Origin of the sequence: Actinoplanes hulinensis, from assembly GCF_019429605.1 — a bacterium.
Lineage (GTDB): Bacteria > Actinomycetota > Actinomycetes > Mycobacteriales > Micromonosporaceae > Actinoplanes > Actinoplanes campanulatus.
Window position 1 is genome coordinate 398,335 of record NZ_JAHXZI010000003.1, and the last position, 19,817, is coordinate 418,151.

Annotated in this window: 17 protein-coding genes and 1 pseudogene; 14 read left to right on the forward strand and 4 right to left on the reverse strand. The window is 72.0% G+C overall.

Going from position 1 to position 19,817, the window contains the following annotated elements:
* Window positions 1-3: 3 nt before the first annotated feature.
* The 6 genes and pseudogenes from narJ (at window position 4) to KZ829_RS08180 (ending at window position 6,514) form a co-directional block, all read left to right on the forward strand.
* Window positions 4-615, forward strand: a complete 612-nt coding sequence (gene narJ / locus KZ829_RS08155; RefSeq protein ID WP_220143220.1) for a nitrate reductase molybdenum cofactor assembly chaperone — start codon at window positions 4-6, stop codon at window positions 613-615.
* On the forward strand, window positions 612-1,415 hold the full coding sequence (gene narI / locus KZ829_RS08160) for a respiratory nitrate reductase subunit gamma (protein WP_220143221.1): 804 nt from the start codon (window positions 612-614) through the stop codon (window positions 1,413-1,415). Before narJ ends, narI begins: the two co-directional genes overlap by 4 nt.
* A pseudogene (locus KZ829_RS08165) lies at window positions 1,415-1,573 on the forward strand (carboxymuconolactone decarboxylase family protein); the annotation flags it as partial. The gene narI and the pseudogene KZ829_RS08165, both read left to right, overlap by 1 nt.
* Window positions 1,570-2,157, forward strand: a complete 588-nt coding sequence (locus KZ829_RS08170) for a class I SAM-dependent methyltransferase (protein WP_220143222.1) — start codon at window positions 1,570-1,572, stop codon at window positions 2,155-2,157. The pseudogene KZ829_RS08165 and the gene KZ829_RS08170, both read left to right, overlap by 4 nt.
* Before the next feature lie 113 nt (window positions 2,158-2,270).
* On the forward strand, window positions 2,271-3,464 hold the full coding sequence (locus KZ829_RS08175) for an MFS transporter (RefSeq protein ID WP_220143223.1): 1,194 nt from the start codon (window positions 2,271-2,273) through the stop codon (window positions 3,462-3,464).
* Between the two features lie 209 nt (window positions 3,465-3,673).
* A complete protein-coding gene (locus tag KZ829_RS08180) occupies window positions 3,674-6,514 on the forward strand; it encodes an RCC1 domain-containing protein (protein ID WP_220143224.1) in 2,841 nt (946 codons plus the stop codon).
* A 93-nt stretch (window positions 6,515-6,607) separates the two neighbouring features.
* Here KZ829_RS08180 and KZ829_RS08185 read toward each other — a convergent pair whose 3' ends face one another.
* Complete coding sequence (locus tag KZ829_RS08185) at window positions 6,608-7,522, reverse strand: aminoglycoside phosphotransferase family protein (RefSeq protein WP_220143225.1); 915 nt, start codon at window positions 7,520-7,522, stop codon at window positions 6,608-6,610.
* 373 nt (window positions 7,523-7,895) lie between these two features.
* Between KZ829_RS08185 and KZ829_RS08190 the strand changes: the two genes are divergently transcribed.
* The 3 genes from KZ829_RS08190 to KZ829_RS08200 are packed head-to-tail and all read left to right on the forward strand — an operon-like array spanning window position 7,896 to window position 10,863.
* A complete protein-coding gene (locus KZ829_RS08190; protein WP_220143226.1) occupies window positions 7,896-8,993 on the forward strand; it encodes a radical SAM protein in 1,098 nt (365 codons plus the stop codon).
* Between the two features lie 44 nt (window positions 8,994-9,037).
* Window positions 9,038-10,156 carry a serine/threonine protein kinase gene (locus tag KZ829_RS08195; RefSeq protein WP_220143227.1) on the forward strand — a complete coding sequence of 373 codons (1,119 nt, stop codon included), beginning with the start codon at window positions 9,038-9,040 and terminating at the stop codon, window positions 10,154-10,156.
* On the forward strand, window positions 10,156-10,863 hold the full coding sequence (locus tag KZ829_RS08200; protein ID WP_220143228.1) for an HAD family hydrolase: 708 nt from the start codon (window positions 10,156-10,158) through the stop codon (window positions 10,861-10,863). The genes KZ829_RS08195 and KZ829_RS08200 overlap by 1 nt, the downstream gene beginning before the upstream one ends.
* A gap of 2 nt (window positions 10,864-10,865) precedes the next feature.
* Here KZ829_RS08200 and KZ829_RS08205 read toward each other — a convergent pair whose 3' ends face one another.
* Complete coding sequence (locus KZ829_RS08205; protein WP_220143229.1) at window positions 10,866-12,185, reverse strand: N,N-dimethylformamidase beta subunit family domain-containing protein; 1,320 nt, start codon at window positions 12,183-12,185, stop codon at window positions 10,866-10,868.
* A 112-nt stretch (window positions 12,186-12,297) separates the two neighbouring features.
* Between KZ829_RS08205 and KZ829_RS08210 the strand changes: the two genes are divergently transcribed.
* Genes KZ829_RS08210 through KZ829_RS08230 form a run of 5 tightly spaced genes read left to right on the forward strand, consistent with a single transcriptional unit; the run spans window position 12,298 to window position 18,068 of the window.
* A complete protein-coding gene (locus tag KZ829_RS08210; RefSeq protein ID WP_220143230.1) occupies window positions 12,298-13,107 on the forward strand; it encodes a class I SAM-dependent methyltransferase in 810 nt (269 codons plus the stop codon).
* Window positions 13,104-13,889: a glycosyltransferase family 2 protein gene (locus KZ829_RS08215; protein ID WP_220143231.1), complete on the forward strand. Its 786-nt coding sequence runs from the start codon at window positions 13,104-13,106 to the stop codon at window positions 13,887-13,889. Before KZ829_RS08210 ends, KZ829_RS08215 begins: the two co-directional genes overlap by 4 nt.
* On the forward strand, window positions 13,886-14,611 hold the full coding sequence (locus tag KZ829_RS08220) for a hypothetical protein (protein WP_220143232.1): 726 nt from the start codon (window positions 13,886-13,888) through the stop codon (window positions 14,609-14,611). Before KZ829_RS08215 ends, KZ829_RS08220 begins: the two co-directional genes overlap by 4 nt.
* Window positions 14,608-16,539, forward strand: a complete 1,932-nt coding sequence (locus KZ829_RS08225) for an NAD-dependent epimerase/dehydratase family protein (protein WP_220143233.1) — start codon at window positions 14,608-14,610, stop codon at window positions 16,537-16,539. Before KZ829_RS08220 ends, KZ829_RS08225 begins: the two co-directional genes overlap by 4 nt.
* Window positions 16,512-18,068 carry a hypothetical protein gene (locus KZ829_RS08230; protein ID WP_220143234.1) on the forward strand — a complete coding sequence of 519 codons (1,557 nt, stop codon included), beginning with the start codon at window positions 16,512-16,514 and terminating at the stop codon, window positions 18,066-18,068. The genes KZ829_RS08225 and KZ829_RS08230 overlap by 28 nt, the downstream gene beginning before the upstream one ends.
* Here KZ829_RS08230 and KZ829_RS08235 read toward each other — a convergent pair.
* Window positions 18,002-18,910 (reverse strand): mevalonate kinase family protein, encoded by a 909-nt coding sequence (locus KZ829_RS08235; protein ID WP_220143235.1) that lies wholly within the window; start codon window positions 18,908-18,910, stop codon window positions 18,002-18,004. The genes KZ829_RS08230 and KZ829_RS08235 overlap by 67 nt on opposite strands.
* Complete coding sequence (locus tag KZ829_RS08240; protein ID WP_220143236.1) at window positions 18,907-19,782, reverse strand: glycosyltransferase family 2 protein; 876 nt, start codon at window positions 19,780-19,782, stop codon at window positions 18,907-18,909. The genes KZ829_RS08235 and KZ829_RS08240 overlap by 4 nt, the downstream gene beginning before the upstream one ends.
* Window positions 19,783-19,817 lie beyond the last annotated feature (35 nt).

Sequence of the window (19,817 nt, forward strand, 5' to 3'; positions counted from 1 at the left end):
CCCATGGACCGCTCACGGATCTTCCAGCTCACGTCACTGCTGCTCACCTACCCCGACGACGAACTGCTCGCGGCCGGCGACGAACTGCGCGCCGCCGCGGCCGGTGTCGACGGCCTGGAGAGCTTCGTCGACTGGCTGCTCACCACGAGCCCGATCGAGGTGCAGCGGCACTACGTGCAGACCTTCGACCTGCGCCGCCGCTCCGGGCTCTACCTGACCTACTACCTGCACGGCGACACCCGCAAGCGGGGCATGGCACTGCTCATGCTCAAACAGCGCTACCGGGCGCACGGGCTTCGGCTCGCCGACGGGGAACTGCCCGACCTGCTGCCGATCGTGCTCGAATTCGCGGCCACCGCCGGGCCTGGCGACGGCGAGGCCCCGCTGCGCCAGCACCGCCAGGGCATCGAACTGCTGCGGGCCGCACTGCACGAGACGCGTACGCCGTACGCCATGGTCCTTGATGTCGTCGGTGAGCTGTTGCCGCAGCTCACCGACGCGGACCGGGAAGCCCTCACCGCCCTGGCCTTCGACGGCCCGCCGGTCGAGACGGTCGGTCTCGACGCGGTGGGCATGGGCCCCAACCTCGCTCCCTACGCGGAGGTGTGCAAGTGAGCACCCTTGTCTGGATCGTCGTCCCCTACGTGTGCATCGGCATGTTCATCGGCGGGCACATCTGGCGGTGGCGGCACGACCAGTTCGGCTGGACCACCCACACCAGCCAGATCCTCGAGAACCGGCTGCTGCGGCTCGGCTCGCCGCTGTTCCACCTGGGCGCCTTCGGGGTGATCGGCGGCCACGCGATGGGCCTGCTCGTCCCGGCCTCGCTCACCCGGGCTGTCGGCGTCTCCGAGCACACCTACCACCTGGTGTCCGTCACCGGCGGCGTGATCACCGGCGTGATGCTGGTCGCCGGCCTGTCGCTGCTGATCGCCCGGCGGTTCGTCAGTGGCCGGATCCGGCGGGTCACCACGACCATGGACAAGGTGCTGTACGCGGCGCTTGCCGCCATGGTCGTGCTCGGGATGAGCGGGACCGTCGTGATCAACCTGTTCGGCGAGGGCTACGACTACCGGGAGACACTCGCTGTCTGGTTCCGGCAGATCTTCTACCTCCAGCCCGACCCGTCACTGATGGCCGACGCGCCACTGGTGTTCCAGCTGCACGCCATCGGCGGGTTCCTGTTCCTGGCCATGTGGCCGTTCACCCGGCTCGTGCACGTCTGGTCGGCGCCGCTGGCCTACCTGTGGCGGCCGTACGTCGTCTACCGCGGCCGCCGGGGTCCCGCCCCCGCGCCGCAGCCCGCCCCGTCGGTGGTCCGGACCGTTTCCACCGCCCGCCCGTCGGCCCAGCCGTCCGTCCGGCCTGCCGTTCAGCCTTCCGATCGGCCGGATCGTCCTACCGTGAAAGCATGAGCGAGGACGCGGTACGCTCCACCGTTCGCAAGGCACCACAGCACGGCGCGAGCCTCGACGAGGTCCGCGCCGTCGCGCTTGCCGCCGTCACCACCCGCGGCTTCCCCGCCGCGATCGCCGCCCTCGGCCGGATAGAAGAGGTAGCAACCGCGCCATGACCAGCACCGACAACCTCTGGCTGCGGAAGATCGCGGAGAACCCGGGCCACTCCCGGTGGTACATCGACCGGTTCCGCGAGATGGCGGCCCGCGGCGACGACCTGGCCGGCGAGGCCCGCATGATCGACGCCATGGTGCCGCGCGGCGCCCGGATCCTGGACGCAGGCTGCGGCACCGGCCGGGTCGGCGGCCACCTCGCCGCGTCCGGCCACGACGTCACCGGCGTCGACCTGGACCCGGAACTGATCGCCGAAGCGCAGGCGCAGCATCCCGGCCCCCGCTGGCAGGTCGGCGACCTCAGCGAACTCGACCTCCCGGACCGGTACGACGTGATCGTCTGCGCCGGCAACGTGATGACGTTCGCCGGCCCGTCCAGCCGGGTGGAGATCCTGCGCCGCTTCAGCGCCCACCTGGCCGACGGCGGCCGGGCCGTGATCGGCTTCGGGGCCGGGCGCGGCTACGAGTTCGACGAGTTCCTCGCCGACGCGGCCACCGCCGGCCTCACCCCCGATCTGCTGCTGGGCACCTGGGACCTCCGGCCCTTCGGCCCGGGCTCCGACTTCCTGGTCGCCGTGCTCCGCTGAGCTGACGGTCCCGGGGATCAGGGCCCCCTGTGAACGGGTCCAAGGTCCCTGTCCGGCGTGGTTACGGACCGGAAGTCTGGTGTTGTCGGAACACCGGACAATGGAGTTGGATCATGAGCGCACCCCAGGCCCGCCACCGCTCGGCAGGGCTGATGCTCGCCCTGGCGACGATCGGCTTCGCCGTCAACTTCTGGGCCTGGGCGCTGCTCAGCCCCCTCGCCACCAAGTTCCAGGCGGCGCTCGACCTCACCCCCTTCCAGCAGGCGCTGCTGGTGGCCGTACCGGTCGTGGTCGGCTCCGTCGGCCGCATCCCGGTCGGCGCGCTCACCGACCGCTACGGCGGCCGGATCATGTTCCCGCTGATCTCCCTGACCACCATCGTCCCGGTCCTCTACCTGGGCCTGTTCGGCCACGACGCCCTCGTCTCGCTCCTGGTCGGCGGCTTCTTCCTGGGCATCGGCGGCACCGCCTTCGCGGTCGGCGTCCCGTTCGTCAACGCCTGGTTCCCGCCGTCCCGCCGCGGCTTCGCGGTCGGCGTCTTCGGCGTCGGCATGGGCGGCACCGCGATCAGCGCCCTCACCACCGTCAAGCTGGTCGACGCCAACGGCACCGCCACCCCGTTCGTCATCACCGCCACCGTCCTGGCCGTCTACGCCGGCGTCTCCTGGCTGGTGCTGCGCGACGCCCCCGACCGGGTGGTCCCCACCACCTCCCTGGGCGCCCGCCTCGGCTCGGCCCTGCGCCTGCGCGTCACCTGGCAGGCCTCCGCCCTGTACGCGGTCGCCTTCGGCGGGTACGTCGCCTTCTCGGTCTACCTGCCCGCATACCTGAAGACCGCCTACGGCCTCACCCAGGCCGACGCCGCGAACCGGATGGCCGGCTTCGTCCTCCTCGCGGTCGTGATGCGCCCCGTCGGCGGCTGGCTCTCCGACCGGGTCGCCCCCAGCCGCGTCCTGGCCGTCTCCCTGGGCGTCGTCGTGGCCGGCGCGATCGTGCAGTCCTTCACCCCCGGCCTGGCCCCGCTCGGCACCATCGCCTTCCTGATGATGGCCGCCGCCCTCGGCGCCGGCTCCGGCGCCACCTTCGCCCTGGTCGCCCAGCTGGCCCCGGCCAACCAGGTCGGCGCGGTCACCGGCATCGTCGGCGCGGCCGGCGGCCTCGGCGGCTTCATCCCGCCGCTGCTCATGGGCGCCATCTACGGCCACTTCCAGTCGTACGCCCTCGGCCTGGCCCTGCTCGGCGTCGTCGCCACGGCGGCCCTCCTCCTCGACGTCCTCTCGGTAGGCCGCCGCCCCATCCCCGCCTGAGACCCTCCCCACGACCCGCCACCCACTACGCACGGGTGGCGGGTCGTTTTCGTCTGCCTCTGTCCGGGGCCGCGGCAACGGGGTTGCTCCCGGACGTGTACCGGGAAGGCGCCGGACCGCGGACATCGTGGGTGCATCCCCCTGGGGGCATCTTTCGCGGTGTCTCCGTCACGCGCTCACATCCCGTGTTCAGGTTGAGGTGGCCATCGATGTCGCATCGTCCCGGTCGGTTCGGATTCCGCATCTCTCAGGTGCTGGGATCGGCGGTGGCCGTCACCCTGCTCGGAACGGCGGCAGCCCCGGCCGCGGCGGTGTTCGCTTCCGCCCAGGACGCCGGTGGGACAGCGCCGGGGCGTTACATCGTGATGCTGCGCCGCGACCGGGCCTTTGCGCAGGGTGTCTCCGGGGCGGCCCGCGCGCTGGCGGGCGGCCGGGTCGACCGGGTGTTCGGCGCGGGCACGCCGGGCTTCACCGCCTCGCTGTCGGCAAGTCAGGCACGCCGGCTCGCGGCGGACCCGTCGGTGGCGGTCGTGGAGCGCGACCGGCGCGTCCGGCTTTCGGCGACCCAGCGCAAAGCGCCGTGGTCGCTCGACCGGATCGACGCACGATCGTCGAAACTGTCCGGCACCTACACGCCGTCGAGCGGCGGAGCCGGCGTGCGGGCGTACGTCATCGACACAGGTATCCGGACCTCGCACCGCGAGTTCGGCGGACGGGCGAGTTCCGGCTACGACTTCGTCGACGACGACGCGAACGCCGCCGACTGTGACGGCCACGGCACGCACGTGGCGGGCAGCATCGGCGGGGCCCGGTACGGCGTCGCCAAGAGCGCCCGCCTGGTCTCCGTCCGGGTGCTCGACTGCGAGGGCAGCGGCTGGAACAGCGACGTCGTCGCCGGCATCGACTGGGTGACCGAGAACGCGATCCATCCGGCAGTGGCGAACATGAGCCTGGGCGGCTCCTACAGCGCCGCCATCGACGCCGCGGTCAAGAACTCCATCGACAGCGGCATCACCTACGTCGTCGCCGCGGGCAATGAGGACGAGAACGCCTGCTACGGCAGCCCGTCCGGGCTGAAGCCCGCCATCACGGTCGCCGCGACCGACTACCGTGACCGGCGAGCGTCCTTCTCCGACTACGGCAGCTGCGTCGACATCTTCGCGCCCGGGGTCGACATCACGTCAGCGGGCGTGTACAGCAACACGGCGACCGCCACCAAGAGCGGTACCTCCATGGCTTCCCCGCACGTCGCGGGGGCCGCCGCGCTGCTGCTCGCCGCGAACCCCGGGCTGTCGCCGGGGGCGGTCCGGGACGCGCTGGTCCGGCAGGCCACGACGGGCAAGGTACGCGACACCGTCGGTTCGCCCAACCGGCTGCTCTACGTGCCCGCCCCGCCCAAGAAGGCGGTCATCGCCACCAAGACGCTTCCGGCGGCCGCTACCGGTCGTCCCTACCAGGCACGGTTGAAGCTCACCGCGGGCCGCCGGGGCAGCTGGAAGCTGGCGTCCGGGACGCTGCCCGCGGGGCTGCGGCTCTCGGCGAGCGGATTGATCTCCGGCACGCCCACCGCGGTCGGCAGCCGGCGCTTCAAAGTCCGGTTCACCGACTACGTGCCGCAGCACACCGACCGCCAGATGGCCCTCACCGTGGTCGATGGCCCGCCGGTCATCGCCACCCGCTCACTGCCGGCCGCGGAACTCGACACCGCCTACCGTGCACAGCTGGCCACATCGGACAAACGCGCCGGCACCTGGTCGGTCGCCGCCGGCACCCTGCCGACCGGCCTGTCACTGAGCACCGCCGGGCTGATCACCGGCACCGCAACAGAAGCGGGCACCACCACCATCACCGTGCGGTTCACCGACACCAAACGCCGGACCACGACCGCGAACCTCACGCTCAAGGTCGAAGCTCCTGACCCGGGACCTACACCTGGACCCAGCGCGCAGCTCGTGCAGGTGACTGCCGGCGAGGACCACACGTGTGGGCTGGACAGCGACGCCAAGACCTACTGCTGGGGCGCCGGCTACTACGGTCAGCTGGGCAACGGCGACACCGCGGACCATCCGACTCCAGTGCCGGTCACCACCCCGGACGGGGTGAGCTTCACGCAGCTCACCGCCGGCTGGTACCACACGTGCGGGCTGGGCAGCGACACCACAACTTACTGCTGGGGCAGCGGCTGGGACGGCAAGCTGGGTAACGGCGGCACGGAGGACCAGTTGACTCCGGTGCCGGTGCTCGCCCCGGGCGGGGTGAGCTTCACCCAGCTGACCGCCGGTATCAGTCACACGTGCGGGCTGGGCAGCGACACCACAACCTACTGCTGGGGCGCCGGCGACTACGGTCAGCTGGGCAACGGCGGCACGGAGGACCAGTTGACTTCGGTGCCGGTGGCCGCCCCGGGCGGAGTGAGCTTCACCCAGCTCACCGCCGGCGCCAACCACACATGCGGGCTGGGCAGCGACACCACAACCTACTGCTGGGGCCTCGGCCGGTGGGGTCCGCTGGGTAACGGCGGCACGGAGGACCAGTTGACTCCGGTGGCGGTGGCCGCCCCCAACGGGGTGAGCTTCACCTATCTCACCGCTGGCACCGACCACACGTGCGGGCTGGGCAGCGACACCACAACCTACTGCTGGGGCAGCAACTACAACGGGCAGTTGGGAACCGGCGACACCGCGGACCATCCGACTCCGGTGGCGGTCACCGCCCCGAATGGGGTGAGCTTCACGCAACTCACCGCCGGCTGGGCTCACACGTGCGGGCTGGGCAGCGACACCAAGACCTACTGCTGGGGCGGCGGCGCCACCGGTCAGCTGGGCAACGGCGACACGGAGAACCAGCTGACTCCGGTGCCGGTGGCCGCCCCCAACGGGGTGACCTTCACCCAGATCGACGCCGGTCTCCAATACACCTGCGGCCTGGGCAGCGACACCAGAACCTACTGCTGGGGCCTCAACATCGTCGGTCAGTTGGGTAACGGCGGCGCGTGGGACCAGTCGACTCCGGTGGCGGTATCACCGCTCCCGCCGCTGGTCGGCCCGTAGCGTACGCCGGAGAGCCTCGCTCGCGGCCTGGCGGGTGATCTGAGCGGGAGCGCTGCCCGGAACGGACTCGTGGGACCGCTGGGGTGATCCTGTTCAACCGAACGTGCGGATCAGATGGCCGAGGTGGCGTTCGAGCGCGCGGGCGAGCACGTCGGGGGTCAGGTCGTGGCGGCCGAGTCCGCGCCACGCCTCCCCGGCGTTGGGCGCGTCGGGTGCGAATGACAGGGCGTCCAGCAGCCGCCAGTAGAGGTGGGTGGCGCGATCCGTCGCGACCTGCCCGCCGGCCGCGCGGTAGGCGTCCACGAACGCGTCGGAGAGCGCGTCGCCGTGCAGCAGCGCCAGCATCGTCGCGCAGTGGGCGACGTCCAGGTCGGCCGGTCCGTGCGAGGACTCCGTCCAGTCGATGACGCCGGTGAGGGCGCCCGTGTCGTCGAAGAGGACGTTGCCCGGGTGGAAGTCGCGGTGCAGGAACCGGCCCGGGTAGCGCGGCGGATTCCTCGTGATCAGGTCTTCGGCTCGGCGCCACAGTTCGGCGTGGACGGTGTGCTCGGGGTATTTGATCTCGCCGGGCCAGGCCCACGGAACGTATTCCGGCAGCGGCGACGGTGACCGGAGCCGGTGGATCGCGGCGAGCCGGCGGGCCAGCGCGAGCGCCCGCGTGCCCGCCGCGCCGTCGTCGCCGATCTCGACTCGGCCCGGCAACCGTGTCATCAGCAGTGACGGCCATCCGCACTGGTCACCGGACAGGTCGGTGCCGAGCGTGCGCGGCGCGGGGAAGCCGGCCGATTCCAGCATGCGCAGGACGAGCGTCTCCCGGGTCAGCATGTCGTGAGCGCGCTCGGCCAGTTCGGGGCGCGTCATGCTGCGCAGGACGTAGTCCCCGTCGCTGGTGTGCAGGCCGCGGACGAGGGAGGACCAGCCGCCGCGTAGCTCCTCGACGGCGAGGATCTCGGTGCCGGGAGGCAGCCGGGTGAGTGTCCACCGTTGCGTCTTCGGGTCCAGTTCCACGGTGTGAGCGTATGGCAGTTATTGCCGGGGGATATGCGCCCGGAAACTATTGACGACCCCTACTCCCGGCAATCTCCGTGGCATCGTGTACAACAGCCGAAATGTCGGTCGTTTGGCAATCCTCCGACATTCCTGACCGGGAAAGATGCGGGGTATACCCAGGTCAAGCGGTTGTATTCGCCTCCTGTCAAACGCGTTTTCGCGAGGGATCGTAACCGGCCGCCACCCGGATTCCGGCAATTCCCCGCCGCTGACCGCAACTTTTCGGAACCGCTACGCCGGTTCTCCGGCGGTCTCTAGGGTTGGGTCGCCGGATGACTCTCAGTTCCGCGACTGTTTATGCGGATTCATTTCTGTGAAGGGCGGCAAGCGCGTGACCATTGACCGGATGGACCTGGTGGCCAAGCTCTACCAGCCCAGCATCTTTCCGGTGGTCGCCCGGGTCGCGACCGGCCGGCGGTCGGCCGGCCCGCTCGTAGTCGACCTCGACCCCACCACTTTCTGCGACCTGGCCTGTCCTGAATGCATCAGCGGCAAGTTGCTGAACCAGGGACGTTTCTCGCCGGAGCGGCTCGCCGAACTCGCCGGAGAGCTGGTGGAGCTCGATGTGCGCGCGGTCATCCTGATCGGCGGTGGGGAACCGCTGGCGCATCGCGGCACGCGCCGGGTCATCACCACGCTCGGTGAGGCCGGCATCGCGGTCGGCGTGGTCACCAACGGCACGATGATCGACCACAACCTCGACGAGCTCGCCGCGTACGCGGACTGGGTCCGGGTCTCGGTCGATGCCGCCACCCCGGAGACCTTCCGGCTGGTGCGCCCTGACCGCCGGGGCGGCAGCGCTTTCGACCGGGTGATCGACAACATGCGCAAGCTGGCCGAGGTGAAGAAGGGCGCGCTCGGCTACTCCTACCTGGTGATCGTCAGGAGCGGGCCGGACGGCGTGATCGAGGGCAATCACGGCGAGATCCTGGCCGCCGCGGAGCTGGCGCGCGACATCGGTTGCGACTTCTTCGAGGTGAAGGCCCAATTCGACGACGAGCATCACCTCATCGACCTGAGCCCGGAGATCCTGCGGGAGGTGAACGCGCAGATCGATGCGGCACGCCGGCTGGCCGGTGACGGCTTCGAGGTCGTGAACTCGTCGACGATCGACTCCGTTCAGCGCCGCGCCGGTCCGGTGCAGCCCAAGGAGTACCACCGCTGCGGTGTGACGGAGCTGCGCACCCTGGTGACCCCGTCGGGCGTCTACGTCTGTCCCTACCACCGGGGCAATCCGGCCGCCCGGCTCGGTGACGCCGTGACCGAGCCGTTGCCGGACATCTGGCGCCGCTCCGACCGCGGCATCATCGACCCGTCGCGTGACTGCCGGTTCCACTGCGCCCGGCACGCGTCCAACCTCGAGCTCGACGAGATCGCCGACGGCCGGGTCCAGCCGGTGCTCGAGCAGGACCACGACCTCTTCATCTGAAAGCGCCGAGCCATTTCTCTGCAATCGCCGAGGGAGACACGACTGTGCGAGTGAACTCATGGAACGGATGGGACCCGCTGCGGCATGTGCTGGTCGGGCGCGCCGACGGCACGATGGTGCAGGCGCCCGAGCCGGCCGTGCAACGGGACTTCCCGGCCGATGGCTTCCCGCTCGGCACCTACGGGCCGATGCCCGAGGAGATGACCGCGGCCGCGAACGAGCAGCTCGACGCGTTCGCGGTCCAGCTGGCCGCGCGCGGCATCCAGGTCTCCCGGCCCACCCCGATCGACTTCTCGCAACCGGTGTCCACCCCGGACTGGGAGCATCCGACCGGCTTCGGCTGCATGCCGCCCCGGGACGTGCTCATCACGGTCGGCAACGAGATCCTCGAGGCCACCATGTGCTACCGCAGCCGCTGGTTCGAGTACCTGTGCTATCGGCCGGTACTGCAGGAACTGTTCGAAGCGGACCCGGACATGCGGTGGGAGGCCGCGCCCAAGCCCCGGCTCACCGACGCCAGCTTCACGCCGGGTTTCTGGAGCGAGTACCAGACGCTGTCCAAGGCGGAACAGCTCGCCCGGGTGGCCGAGCACGACCTCGTGCTCACCGAGGAGGAGCCGCTGTTCGACGCGGCCGACATCGCCCGCTTCGGCGTGGACCTGTTCGTCCAGCTGTCGCTGGTCACCAACCGCAAAGGCGTGGACTGGCTGCGCCGGCACTTCCCGGACCATCGGGTGCACGAGGTGACCTTCACCAACACCCATCCACTGCACATCGACGCGACCTGGGTGCCGCTGCGTCCCGGTCTGGTGCTGCACAACGGCGAGCGCCCCGCCGACCCGGAGCTGGTGAAGTACTTCGAGGTCAACGACTGGCAGGTGGTCGAGGCCGTGCAGCCGGCCAGCTGGAAGCACCACCCCCGGCTGTCGTTCTGCAGCCCCTGGCTCGCGGTCAACATCCTCAACCTCGACCCGAGGACGGTGTGCGTCGAGGCCGAGGAGGTACGCCTCGCCGAACAGCTCGACGGCCTCGGCATGGAGGTCGTGCCGGTGCCGTTCCGCGCGGTGGGACCGTTCGGTGGCGGCCTGCACTGCGCCACCGTCGACATCTGGCGCGAGGGAGGTCTCGAGGACTACTTCCCCAACCGCTGTGGACGATTCTGATGCCGCGTGGCGTGGTGTTCGACTTCAACGGGACCCTGGCCCGGCCCGGCGCCTGGCGCTCGCATCGCGAGGTGTTCGCCCGGCACGGCCTCGCCGAACTCGCCGCGGCGTGGGGCGAGTCCTGGGACCACTCGCCCGCGGACGGCGAGTGCCACGAGGACGCGTCCCGCACGGAACGGACCTACCGGCGCTGGGAGCTGAGCCGGTGGCGTACGCATGCCGTCCGATGTGGTGTGCCCGAATCACGCGCCGACGCCCTGGTCGCCGATCTCGACCGGGAGACCAAGGCCATGACCATGCAACGGTACGCCGACGCGCTGCCCACTCTCACCGAACTGCGCCGCCGGGGTTTCCGGACGGCGGTCTGCTCCAACTGGCATTGGGACCTGGACGCGGCGCTGCGGGAGAGCGGCCTCGACGGACAGTTCACCGTCGCGGTGACCTCGGCCCGGGCCGGCATGCGCAAGCCGGATCCACGCATCTACCGGGCGACCCTCGGGGCCTGCGGGCTCGTACCCGAGAAGGCGTTGTTCGTCGGTGACATGTGGGGCCCGGACGTCGCCGGGCCCCGTGCGATCGGCATGCCCGCCGCGCTGCTGTGGCGTGCCGCCGAGCGGGCCGGTCAGACGCTGCCCCCACGCGCGAGCGCGGTGTGGCGCATCGGCGGTCTGGACGAGGTCGTGCCGCTGGCGCGGGAGCTGCTGTGACCTCAGCCGCCCAGCCGGTCCAGCACGTTGCGGGTGACCTGTTCGACCGCGGGAGCGGCGCCGCTCGCGGTCACCACCGGCCAGTCGGTGGACGCGCCGGTGAAGACCGTGCCGGCGCCCAGGGTGTGTACGCCCATGGTGGCCGCCCGGGGTCCGTCCGCCTCGCGTTCGGCGCAGTTCCAGTGGCCCGCGCGCGGGTGGTGGAGGTCGTCGTGGACCGGGGTCAGTTCGGCGATGCCGAGGATCGTGAAGTCCGGTGGGGTGCCGTCGACACCGCTTGGACGTGCGACACCACGCTCGTCGCGGACGAACGCGGCGCCGTCGCACTCGTACCCGATCAGCGGGGTGCCCTCGCCGAGCCGGTCGCCGTCGCGCAGGCCCGTGCCGGCGAAGGCCCAGTGGTCCGCGTGCTGCACGGTGAAACCGGTGCGTGGCCGGTCGCCGGGCCAGCCGCCCGGCCACATGCCGCCGTTGCGGAAGCTGACGCCGGTCAGCGCGTTCTCCGGCGTGATCGTCCACCACAGGTCCGGCGCGGGCAGCCGCGGACAGATGTCGCCGACGCGATGGTCGGTGTCGGAGACGAAGGCGGTGCCGCCGTCGGTCACCCGTACCCGCCACCAGCAGGTGTTGCCGCTCAGGAAGGCCACGTTGCCGCCGTTCCCGGCGAAGGCCGTCGTGTGCGTGCGCATCTCGGCGCTCCAGTACTCGTCGTGCCCGACGCTCAGCAGCAGGCGGTAGCCGGTGAGCAGGTCCGGGTCCTCGTGCAGGTCCCGGTCGGTGCAGAGGTCCACGGTGTACCCGTTGTTCTCGAGCCAGGCGAGGAACGGCGCGTCCCAGTACGCGAGGAAGTCGATGCCGCCCGCCCGGCGGAAGCTGACCTTGTGTCCCTGCCCGGGGATGTGGACCGGGTCGTCGTAGAGGCTGGCCCCGCCGGTGAAGCCGGCGCCGTCGCCACGGTTGTAGGCGTGCCTGGTGAACGTCGAGACCTTGCAGAGCACACGGTTCTCCGCGCGGTGCGGGCGTACCACCAGGCTGTCGCGGCCGAAGCCCTTCAGGGGCCGCAGGGCCGGCGTGACGTCGGTGGTCTCGAAGAAGGCGGCGTACAGGCCGGGCTCCCAGTCGCCGGCGGGAGTGAAGGGGTAGGCGTCCCAGCCCCAGTCCACCGAGGGATCGGCGCGGCCTCCGGCGAGCGGCCGGGGCCGGTACCGCCCCGGCAGCCAGGGCGTGCTCCCGGCGTACCGCGGCTTGGCTCCGAGCTTGAAGAAGTCGACCCGGAAGCGTGGCGCGGTGGTCGAGGCATGGATGCGGATGGTCTCGTCCACCGCCACACTCTCTCGACCGAAATAGCCCTCAATTTCATGAGAAGTCATGATCTATTGATATCGGATGGATGGAAGCGGGATGGCGCATCGAGCTCGCATTCGTGAATTGACGATGGGCGTCGTGGGGCTGGCCCTGCTGCGCACCGCGACCACCGCGGACGACGGTTTCGTGGCCGCCCGCACCGCCGAACTGCGCCGCCTCGCGCAGCCCGAGCCGGCCGGGCCGCCCGCCGGCAAGCCGCTCACCGAGTTCGCCCCGGTGGAGGGGTACGCCGCATGGGCCGCTCGCTACGACACGCTGCCGAACTTCGTCATCGCCGCCGAGGAACCCGTGGTCGCCGACCTGATGGCCGGACTGCCACCCGGATACGCGCTCGACGCGGCCTGCGGCACCGGGCGGCACGCGGCCCGGCTCAGCGCGCTCGGCCACGACGTGGTCGGCGTCGACCAGTCGCCCCAGATGCTCGCCAAGGCGGCCGAGAAGGTGCCCGCCGCCCGGTTCGAGACCGGCTCCCTGGAGAAGCTGCCGCTGCCGGACGCGTCGTTCGACGTGGTCGTCTGCGCGCTCGCGCTCGCCCACGTGGCCGAGCTGGGCCGGGCTGTCGGGGAGCTGCGCCGGGTCCTCGTACCGGGCGGCCGCCTGATCGTCACCGACCCGCACCCGTTCATGACGCTGTTGCAGGGACCGGCGATGTTCGTACGCCCGGAGGGCGGCCTGGGGTTCGTGCCCTACCACGTGCACCTCGCGAGCGACTACCTCGCGGCCTTCGCCGACCACGGGCTCGTCGTGCGCACCTGCCGGGAGCCGTTGTTCGCGGGCCCGTTGCCGCCCGGCGGCTACGAGGAGAAGGTCGCCGACGCGGCCATGGCGGCCTGGAAGAACATGCCGGCCGCGATCGTGTGGGAGGCGGTGGCCTCTTGAGCTCGTCGGTGAGCTGCCTGATGGTCACCCGGGACCGGCCCGAGCTGGCCGACCGCGCGATCCGCTGTTTCGCCGCGCAACGCCACCCCGACCGGGAGCTGGTCATCGTCTCGCAGGGCGACCGGGCTTACGCCGCCCGGTTGCGGGCCTCGCTGCGCGCGTACGGCGTCGACCGTGCCGTGCTCATCGGCGCGGATCCGGGCCTGAGACTCGGAGCGCTGCGCAACCTGTCGCTCGACGCGGCCGGCGGGGAGCTGGTCTGTGTGTGGGACGACGACGACCTCAGCCATCCCGACCGGCTCGCCGTGCAGGTGGCGGCGCTGCGGGCCGCGGGAGCGCACAGCTCGTTCCTCGGTGACCACCTCCAGCTGTTCGCCGCCCGCGGCGAACTGCACTGGATCGACTGGAACCGCCCGCCGGCCGCCGAGTATCCGCTGCTCCCGACGACGATGCTGATGACACGCGAGGCACGTTTCCGGTACCCGCGGACCGGCCGGTACGAACACTACGGCGAGGACTGGCAACTGCTGATGGACCTGCACCGGGAGGTGCCCGTCCAGCATCTGCACGGACAGGGCCACCTCTACATCTACACGTTCCACGGCCGGAACGTGTTCTCCGAGGGCCACCACGGCCACCTGCGATCCCGGTCCCGGCCCCGCACCGAGATCCTCGAACACTCGTCGCTGATCCGATCCGCTCTCACCGCATATCCGCCGCTCGGCCCGGTACGCGTCCACGGCTGCGACGGACCGGCCTTCACCGTGGAGGGTTCGTCATGACCGTGGTCGATCACGCCTCGCGAGCCGAGCTCTGGGATCGGATCCCCGCGCTGTTCGACGGGGTGCTGCCCGAGTACAACCTGCACGGTGACGTGATGGCCGGCTACTGGAAACGGCTCTTCGCGGAGTTCGGCGACCATCAGCTCGCGCTCGTCGACGACGAGAGCGACGAGGTGCTCGCGGTCGCGCGTTCCATCCCTGTCGCGTGGGACCCGGCCCTGCCCGGCATCGACGCCGCCATCGTCGAGGGGTTCTCCGGCCGCCCGGCCACGGCGCTGTGCGCGCTCGGCATCGAGGTCGCGCCCGCCCACCGCGGTCGACGGCACGCCTTCACCATGCTCACGGCCCTGCGCGACCTGGCCGCCTCCGCCGGGCTCGGCACCCTGGTGGCGCCGCTGCGCCCCACCTGGAAGGAGCGCTACCCGCTCACCCCCATCGAACGCTACGCGGCCTGGACCACCGAGTCCGGCGAGCCGTTCGACCCGTGGATCCGCACCCACGTCTCCCTCGGCGGCACACTCGGCGCCTCGGCGTCCCGCTCGTCGCTCATCACCGGCACGTTGGGTGACTGGGAGCAATGGACAGGCATGGCGTTCCCCGAATCCGGCGAGTACGTGTTCCCGCACGGTCTCGCCCCGCTGCACATCGACCGGAGCGCCGACCTCGGCACGTACTGGGAACCGGGCGTCTGGGTCGTGCACCCGGCGGGGAGCCCCCGATGAAGCGGCTCGCTCTCGTCGGCTGCGGCGCGGTCACCGAACTGTGCCACCTGCCCGCGCTGCTCAGCCCCGACCCGCCGTTCCGGGTCACCGCGCTGGTCGACCGGGACCCGTCCCGCCTGCGTGCCGTCGCCGGCGCGCTCGGTCATCCCGTGGACGTCTTCGCCGATGTCGGCGAACTTCCGGGCCGGGTGGACGCGGCGCTGGTCGCCACCGGCCCGGCCAGCCACGCCGCGATAGCCGGGCGGCTGGCCGCCGCCGGCACTCCCGTGCTGGTGGAGAAGCCTGTCGCGCTGACCGTGCCCGCCCTCGCTCAGCTGCGTACGAGCGGCACTCCGGTGGTCCCCGCCCACGTCCGGCGCCTCTACCCGGCGACCGGATGGGTCGCCGCGCAACTGGCCTCCGGCCGGCTGGGCCGCCTGCGCCGCATCCGCTGGCGGGAGGGCGCCGTCTACGCCTGGCCCGCCGCGAGCCCGTTCACCTTCTCACCCGGACCGGGCGGCGGCGTACTGGCCGACCTCGGCCCGCACATCCTCGACCTGCTCGCCCACTGGCTCGGCGGCCCCGGTGAGCCGCTGTCCTACGCGGACAACACCGACGGGGGAGCCGCCTCCGAGGCGGAACTCCGGGTGGCCTACGGCGACGTGACCGCGGAGGTGACCCTGAGCCGGCTGCGGACCCTGGAGAACCGGATCGTCTTCGAAGGCACGGCCGGCACCCTGACCGTCGGCACCGAACGCGCCGCGAACCAGGCGATCGACGGACGGCCGCCGGAGCCGATTCCCGCGCCCGACCCGGCGCTGCTCACCCGCGCGGGGCTCTTCCGTCACCAACTCGTGCTCTTCGGACGGGGCATCCAGGGCGAGCCGGTGCCGGAGCTGGCCACTCTCGCCGACGCCGAGGCGACCGTGGCACTCCTGGACCGCTGCCGGCCGACGTCCCGCGTGGCACGGCTCTGGGAGCCGGCCGAGCCACCCCGGCCGTCGTCGCCACTGGGCGCGATGCGGGTCGCGGTGACCGGGGCGAACGGGTTCATCGGCGCCCACGTCGTCGAACATCTGCTGGACGCGGGCGCACGCGAGGTCGTCGCGGTGACCCGTACGCATGCGGGCCGTGCCCGGCTGGCCCACCGCGCCCCGGACCGGCTGCGGTTCGCCCGCGCCGACACGCGCGACGCCGTCGCCCTGGAGGAGGCGTTCCGCGGCTGCGATGTGGTCGTCCACGCCGTCTACGGCAGCCGCGGCGAGCCGGCGGAGCGGTGGAACGTGACGGTCGACGGCACAGCGGCGGCGGTGACGGCCGCGGCCAGGGCCGGCGCGCGGCGTGTGGTCCACGTGAGCAGCGCCGCCGTCTACCGGCCGGACACCGGCCCGGTGCTGACCGAGGACTCGCCGGCGCTGGAGCCGGCGCCCGACGACCTCTCCTACGCCGCGCAGAAGGCCGCCGCCGAGCGCCTGGCGCTGCACCGGGCCGGCGGCCCGGCCGAGGTCGTCTGCCTGCAACCCGCCGCCGTGTACGGGCCGTTCGGCCCGGTGTGGACGGTCCGGCCGCTGCGGCTGCTGCGGGCGGACAACGCCTGCCTGCCCAGCGGCGGCGGCGGGACCTGCGACGTCGTCCACGTGCACGACGTCGCCGGTGCGATCACTCACCTGGTGACGGCGCCGGCCGTCGACGGGCGCAGATTCCTGCTCGCCGGCCCGGCGGCCACCACCTGGGGCGACTACTACGACAGGTACCGGGACCTGCTGGGACAGACGCAACTCGACCTTCCCGACAGTGCGAACTGGCCACAGCGCGAACGGGAGTTCTTCCGGCGTGTCACACGCATCGACGGCACACGCCTCGCCGAGACGGGTTTCCGCCCGGCGATCACGCTGGACGAGGGACTCGCCACGGTCGCCGCGTGGTCACGCTGGGCCGGGCTCTCATGAGCCTGGCCCGGGGGCCGTACCGCCTCGACGGCTCCGTCCTGACCCACCCCGGGCGGGGCGACGCGGGCGCCCGGACGGCCGCACAGGCGCCGCCCGGACTGCTCCGGATCGTGTCCGACCCCCAACCGGACGGCCCGCCGACGGTGCTGCGCACCGCGATCTCCGCCTGGGGGACGGTGCCTGAGGACAGCACCCACCATCTGGTGCTCCAGGACGACATGCTGCTGGCCGAGGGCGCGTGGGAGCGGATCCTGGACGCGATCGAAGCCGCCCCGGACGCCGCGCTGGCGCTGTTCGCGATCTGGGACTCACGGACCGGCGCGATGGTCCGGCTCGGTGCCCTGACCGGGGCGAACTGGGTGCCCGCCGTGGGCGAGTACATCCCGTGCGCCGCGCTGGTGCTGCCGCGCGACACAGCGATCGGCTACGCGCGGATGGCCCGGGACCACGCGGCCGAAGGCTGGCCGGACGACATCCTCATGCAGCGGCACCTGCGCGCGGCCGGGATCCGCTGCCTCGTCTCGGCGCCGAACCTGGCCGAACACCTGGACGGGCCCAGCATCGTGGGCAACGCCTTCCGGGGACCACGCCGGTCGGCGTGCTTCCTGTCGGTGGCGCCGGACGAGCCGCCGCGGATCATGCGGAATCCACCGCCGCTGGTGCCGTTCCTGAAGAACGGTGTGGCGCAATGTCTGGAGCGCTCACCGGACGGCGACTGGCTGCACCTGGAGACCGGGGCGAGGCTGCGGCTGCTCGGTGCTCCGGAGGCACGCCTTCGCGCCGCCGCGGACCACGACGTCCGGCTCACGGCCTACGCGCTGGGCCTGCTCTCCCGCGGAGGCCCGTCATCCGGCCCCGTCGTGGCCGAGGCACTGCGCACGATCGGACCGGGCGGCGCCAGTCAGCGCGGCGGCGACGAACTCGACGAGCCCACCGTACGGCGACTCGCCGAACACGCCGCCCGCGCGGTCGAGGCCGGCCGCGGCGATCCGCTGCATCCGCCCCCGGCCCGGCGGCGCATCGCGTTGCGGCCCGGCGACCGGCCGCTGACCGCGCACCTCGCCGCCTACCTCGCCGAGAGCGACACGGCGGTGACGATCGCGGACGACGGCGCCGACCCCCGGGCGGTCGACGGCGACCTCTACGGGCCCGGCTGCGGACCGGACGGCCTGATCGGGTCGCTGGTGTGGCAGGCGCTGCGGTCCCGGCCGATTCTGCTCACCGACGCCCATCCCGCGCTGGTGCGCCCGCTGCACGTTCGAGAGCTGGCCGGCGACCTCACGCGCGAAGCCACGGCGAAACGGCCACCCGCGTATCCGCTGCGGGAATTCGCCCTCGCCGTCGCGGAGGCGGTGCGTCCCGTTCCGGTCCGCGACCTCAGACCGGCGCCGGCCGCGCACGGCACCTCCACGGTGTCGCCGGAGATCCGCTTCCGGCTGCACCACTACGCGCAGTGGCTCGCCTACGAATGGTTCGGCGGCGCCGCGACCGTCTCCAGCACGACGGCGGCGGAACCGTCCGCCCGGTAGGCGTCCCGGATGGCCTCCGCCACGGACGGCGCGTCCTCGGCGCGGCAGACGCCGACGAGAGCGCCTCCACCGCCCGCGCCGGTCACCTTCATGGCCAGGCCCCCGGCGTCGCCGGCGAGCGCGCGCAGCCCTTCCAGCAGCGGCGTGGACATCCGCTGGTGATCGCGCATGGCCCGGTGCGCCTCGGTCATCGCCTCCCCCAGCGCTCGCAGGTCGCGACGGCCGATCGCCGCCCAGGCGACATCGGTGGCGACGTCGCAGCGGCGGATGTAGGCGGCCAGCTCCGGATCATTGCCCTGTTGCTGCGCGCGGACGTTCCTGATGTGGTCCGGGGTGGACTTCGGGGACCGTGAGTCAACGATGATCAGAGCCCACTCGCCCGGGAACGCGACGTGCCCGGCCACCCGTGGCAGTCCGGTGGGGCGTCCCTCGAAACAGGTGACACCGCCGAGGTCGATGGCGAGCTGGTCCATGCCACCGCCGTTGCAGAACGCGAACTCGAACTCGTACGCCCACCGCACCCGGTCGCTGCGGGGCGCGTGCGGCGCGTACACGTCGAAGATCGCCATGATGAGGGCGGTCGAGCTGGACAGCCCGCTGGCGATCGGGGCCTGGCTGGAGGCGAGGACCGGTGTGGGGGCGGGTGCCAGGTGCTCGACACGCGGGCGGAGGAAGTCCCATACGGCGTCGGCCCACGGGGTGTGCTCACCCCCCGAGTCGTCAGATGGAGAGATGCTCACCGTGGTCCGCAGATCGAGCGCCACGCAGAGGGCGCGGCCGCCGAGCCAGTCGAGATCCTCGCCCGACAGGCATGCCCGAACCGGCCGGGACGCGCCGCTCACGGGCACCACACCCGCTGCTGGAGGCTTCCCCGCAGCCGCCCGGCCCGCCACGCGGCCTCACACACCCAGAGTCCCGCCCGGTCGGGATCACCCAGGACATGCGCTCTGAGCAGGAGTCCGAGCCACCCCCGGGCGGCCTCACCGGTGCTGTTGACGGTGAGCCCCCGCCCGCGGAAATCCCGGAACAGGCGTGCGTCGGCGCGACCGTACCCGAACTGCTGACGGGCGATCTGCCGCAGCCCCTCACGCAGCCGGTATCGCATCACCGCCCCGGGCGCGAACGCGACGGTGTGCCCGGCGAACTGGGCGCGCAGGCAGAGTTCGACGTCGTCGCCGCCCCCGTCCGCGTACGTCTCGTCGAAGCCGCCGAGCTTGTCGAACACCGTGGCGCGGACCGCCATGCAGGCGCCGGTCGCGTACGGAAGCCAGTCCATGATCAGCGGCAGCCGGTCGGTGGGGTTCGCGAGCCGGGACGCCTGCGCGCGCGGGCTGTTGAGCGCCGCCTGGTCGAGGTAGCCGCCGGCGATGTCGGCATCCGCGCAGGCCGCGACCAGCTCGCCCAGCCACGACGGGGTGGCCACGTCGTCCGCGTCGCAGAACGCCAGGATCTCGCCCCGCGCCACCCGGGCGCCGGCGTTGCGCGCGTAGTTGACGCCGAGCCTGTCCTCACGAATCACCCGCAGCCCGGGGAGCCGGCCCGCCCAGCGCAGGGCAACGGTGGCGGTGTCGTCGGTCGACCCGTTGTCCACGACGAGGACCTCCCAGACACCGTCGTACCGCTGGGCGGCGAGCGCGGCGAGCTGGGCGCCGATCTGAGCGCCCGCGTCGTGGGCGGGGACGATCACGGTCGCGTCGCAGAGGAGATCCTCCATGGCGCCGACGATATCGCGTACCTTGCATGGTTTTG

What these genes read in the sequence shown, in the direction of transcription:
- narJ (WP_220143220.1), top strand. Translation starts at nt 4, where the DNA reads ATGGACCGCTCACGGATCTTCCAGCTCACGTCACTGCTGCTCACCTAC.
- KZ829_RS08170 (WP_220143222.1), top strand. Translation starts at nt 1,570, where the DNA reads ATGACCAGCACCGACAACCTCTGGCTGCGGAAGATCGCGGAGAACCCG.
- KZ829_RS08175 (WP_220143223.1), top strand. Translation starts at nt 2,271, where the DNA reads ATGAGCGCACCCCAGGCCCGCCACCGCTCGGCAGGGCTGATGCTCGCC.
- KZ829_RS08180 (WP_220143224.1), top strand. Translation starts at nt 3,674, where the DNA reads ATGTCGCATCGTCCCGGTCGGTTCGGATTCCGCATCTCTCAGGTGCTG.
- KZ829_RS08200 (WP_220143228.1), top strand. Translation starts at nt 10,156, where the DNA reads ATGCCGCGTGGCGTGGTGTTCGACTTCAACGGGACCCTGGCCCGGCCC.
- KZ829_RS08210 (WP_220143230.1), top strand. Translation starts at nt 12,298, where the DNA reads ATGGGCGTCGTGGGGCTGGCCCTGCTGCGCACCGCGACCACCGCGGAC.
- KZ829_RS08220 (WP_220143232.1), top strand. Translation starts at nt 13,886, where the DNA reads ATGACCGTGGTCGATCACGCCTCGCGAGCCGAGCTCTGGGATCGGATC.
- KZ829_RS08225 (WP_220143233.1), top strand. Translation starts at nt 14,608, where the DNA reads ATGAAGCGGCTCGCTCTCGTCGGCTGCGGCGCGGTCACCGAACTGTGC.
- KZ829_RS08240 (WP_220143236.1), bottom strand. Translation starts at nt 19,782, where the DNA reads ATGGAGGATCTCCTCTGCGACGCGACCGTGATCGTCCCCGCCCACGAC.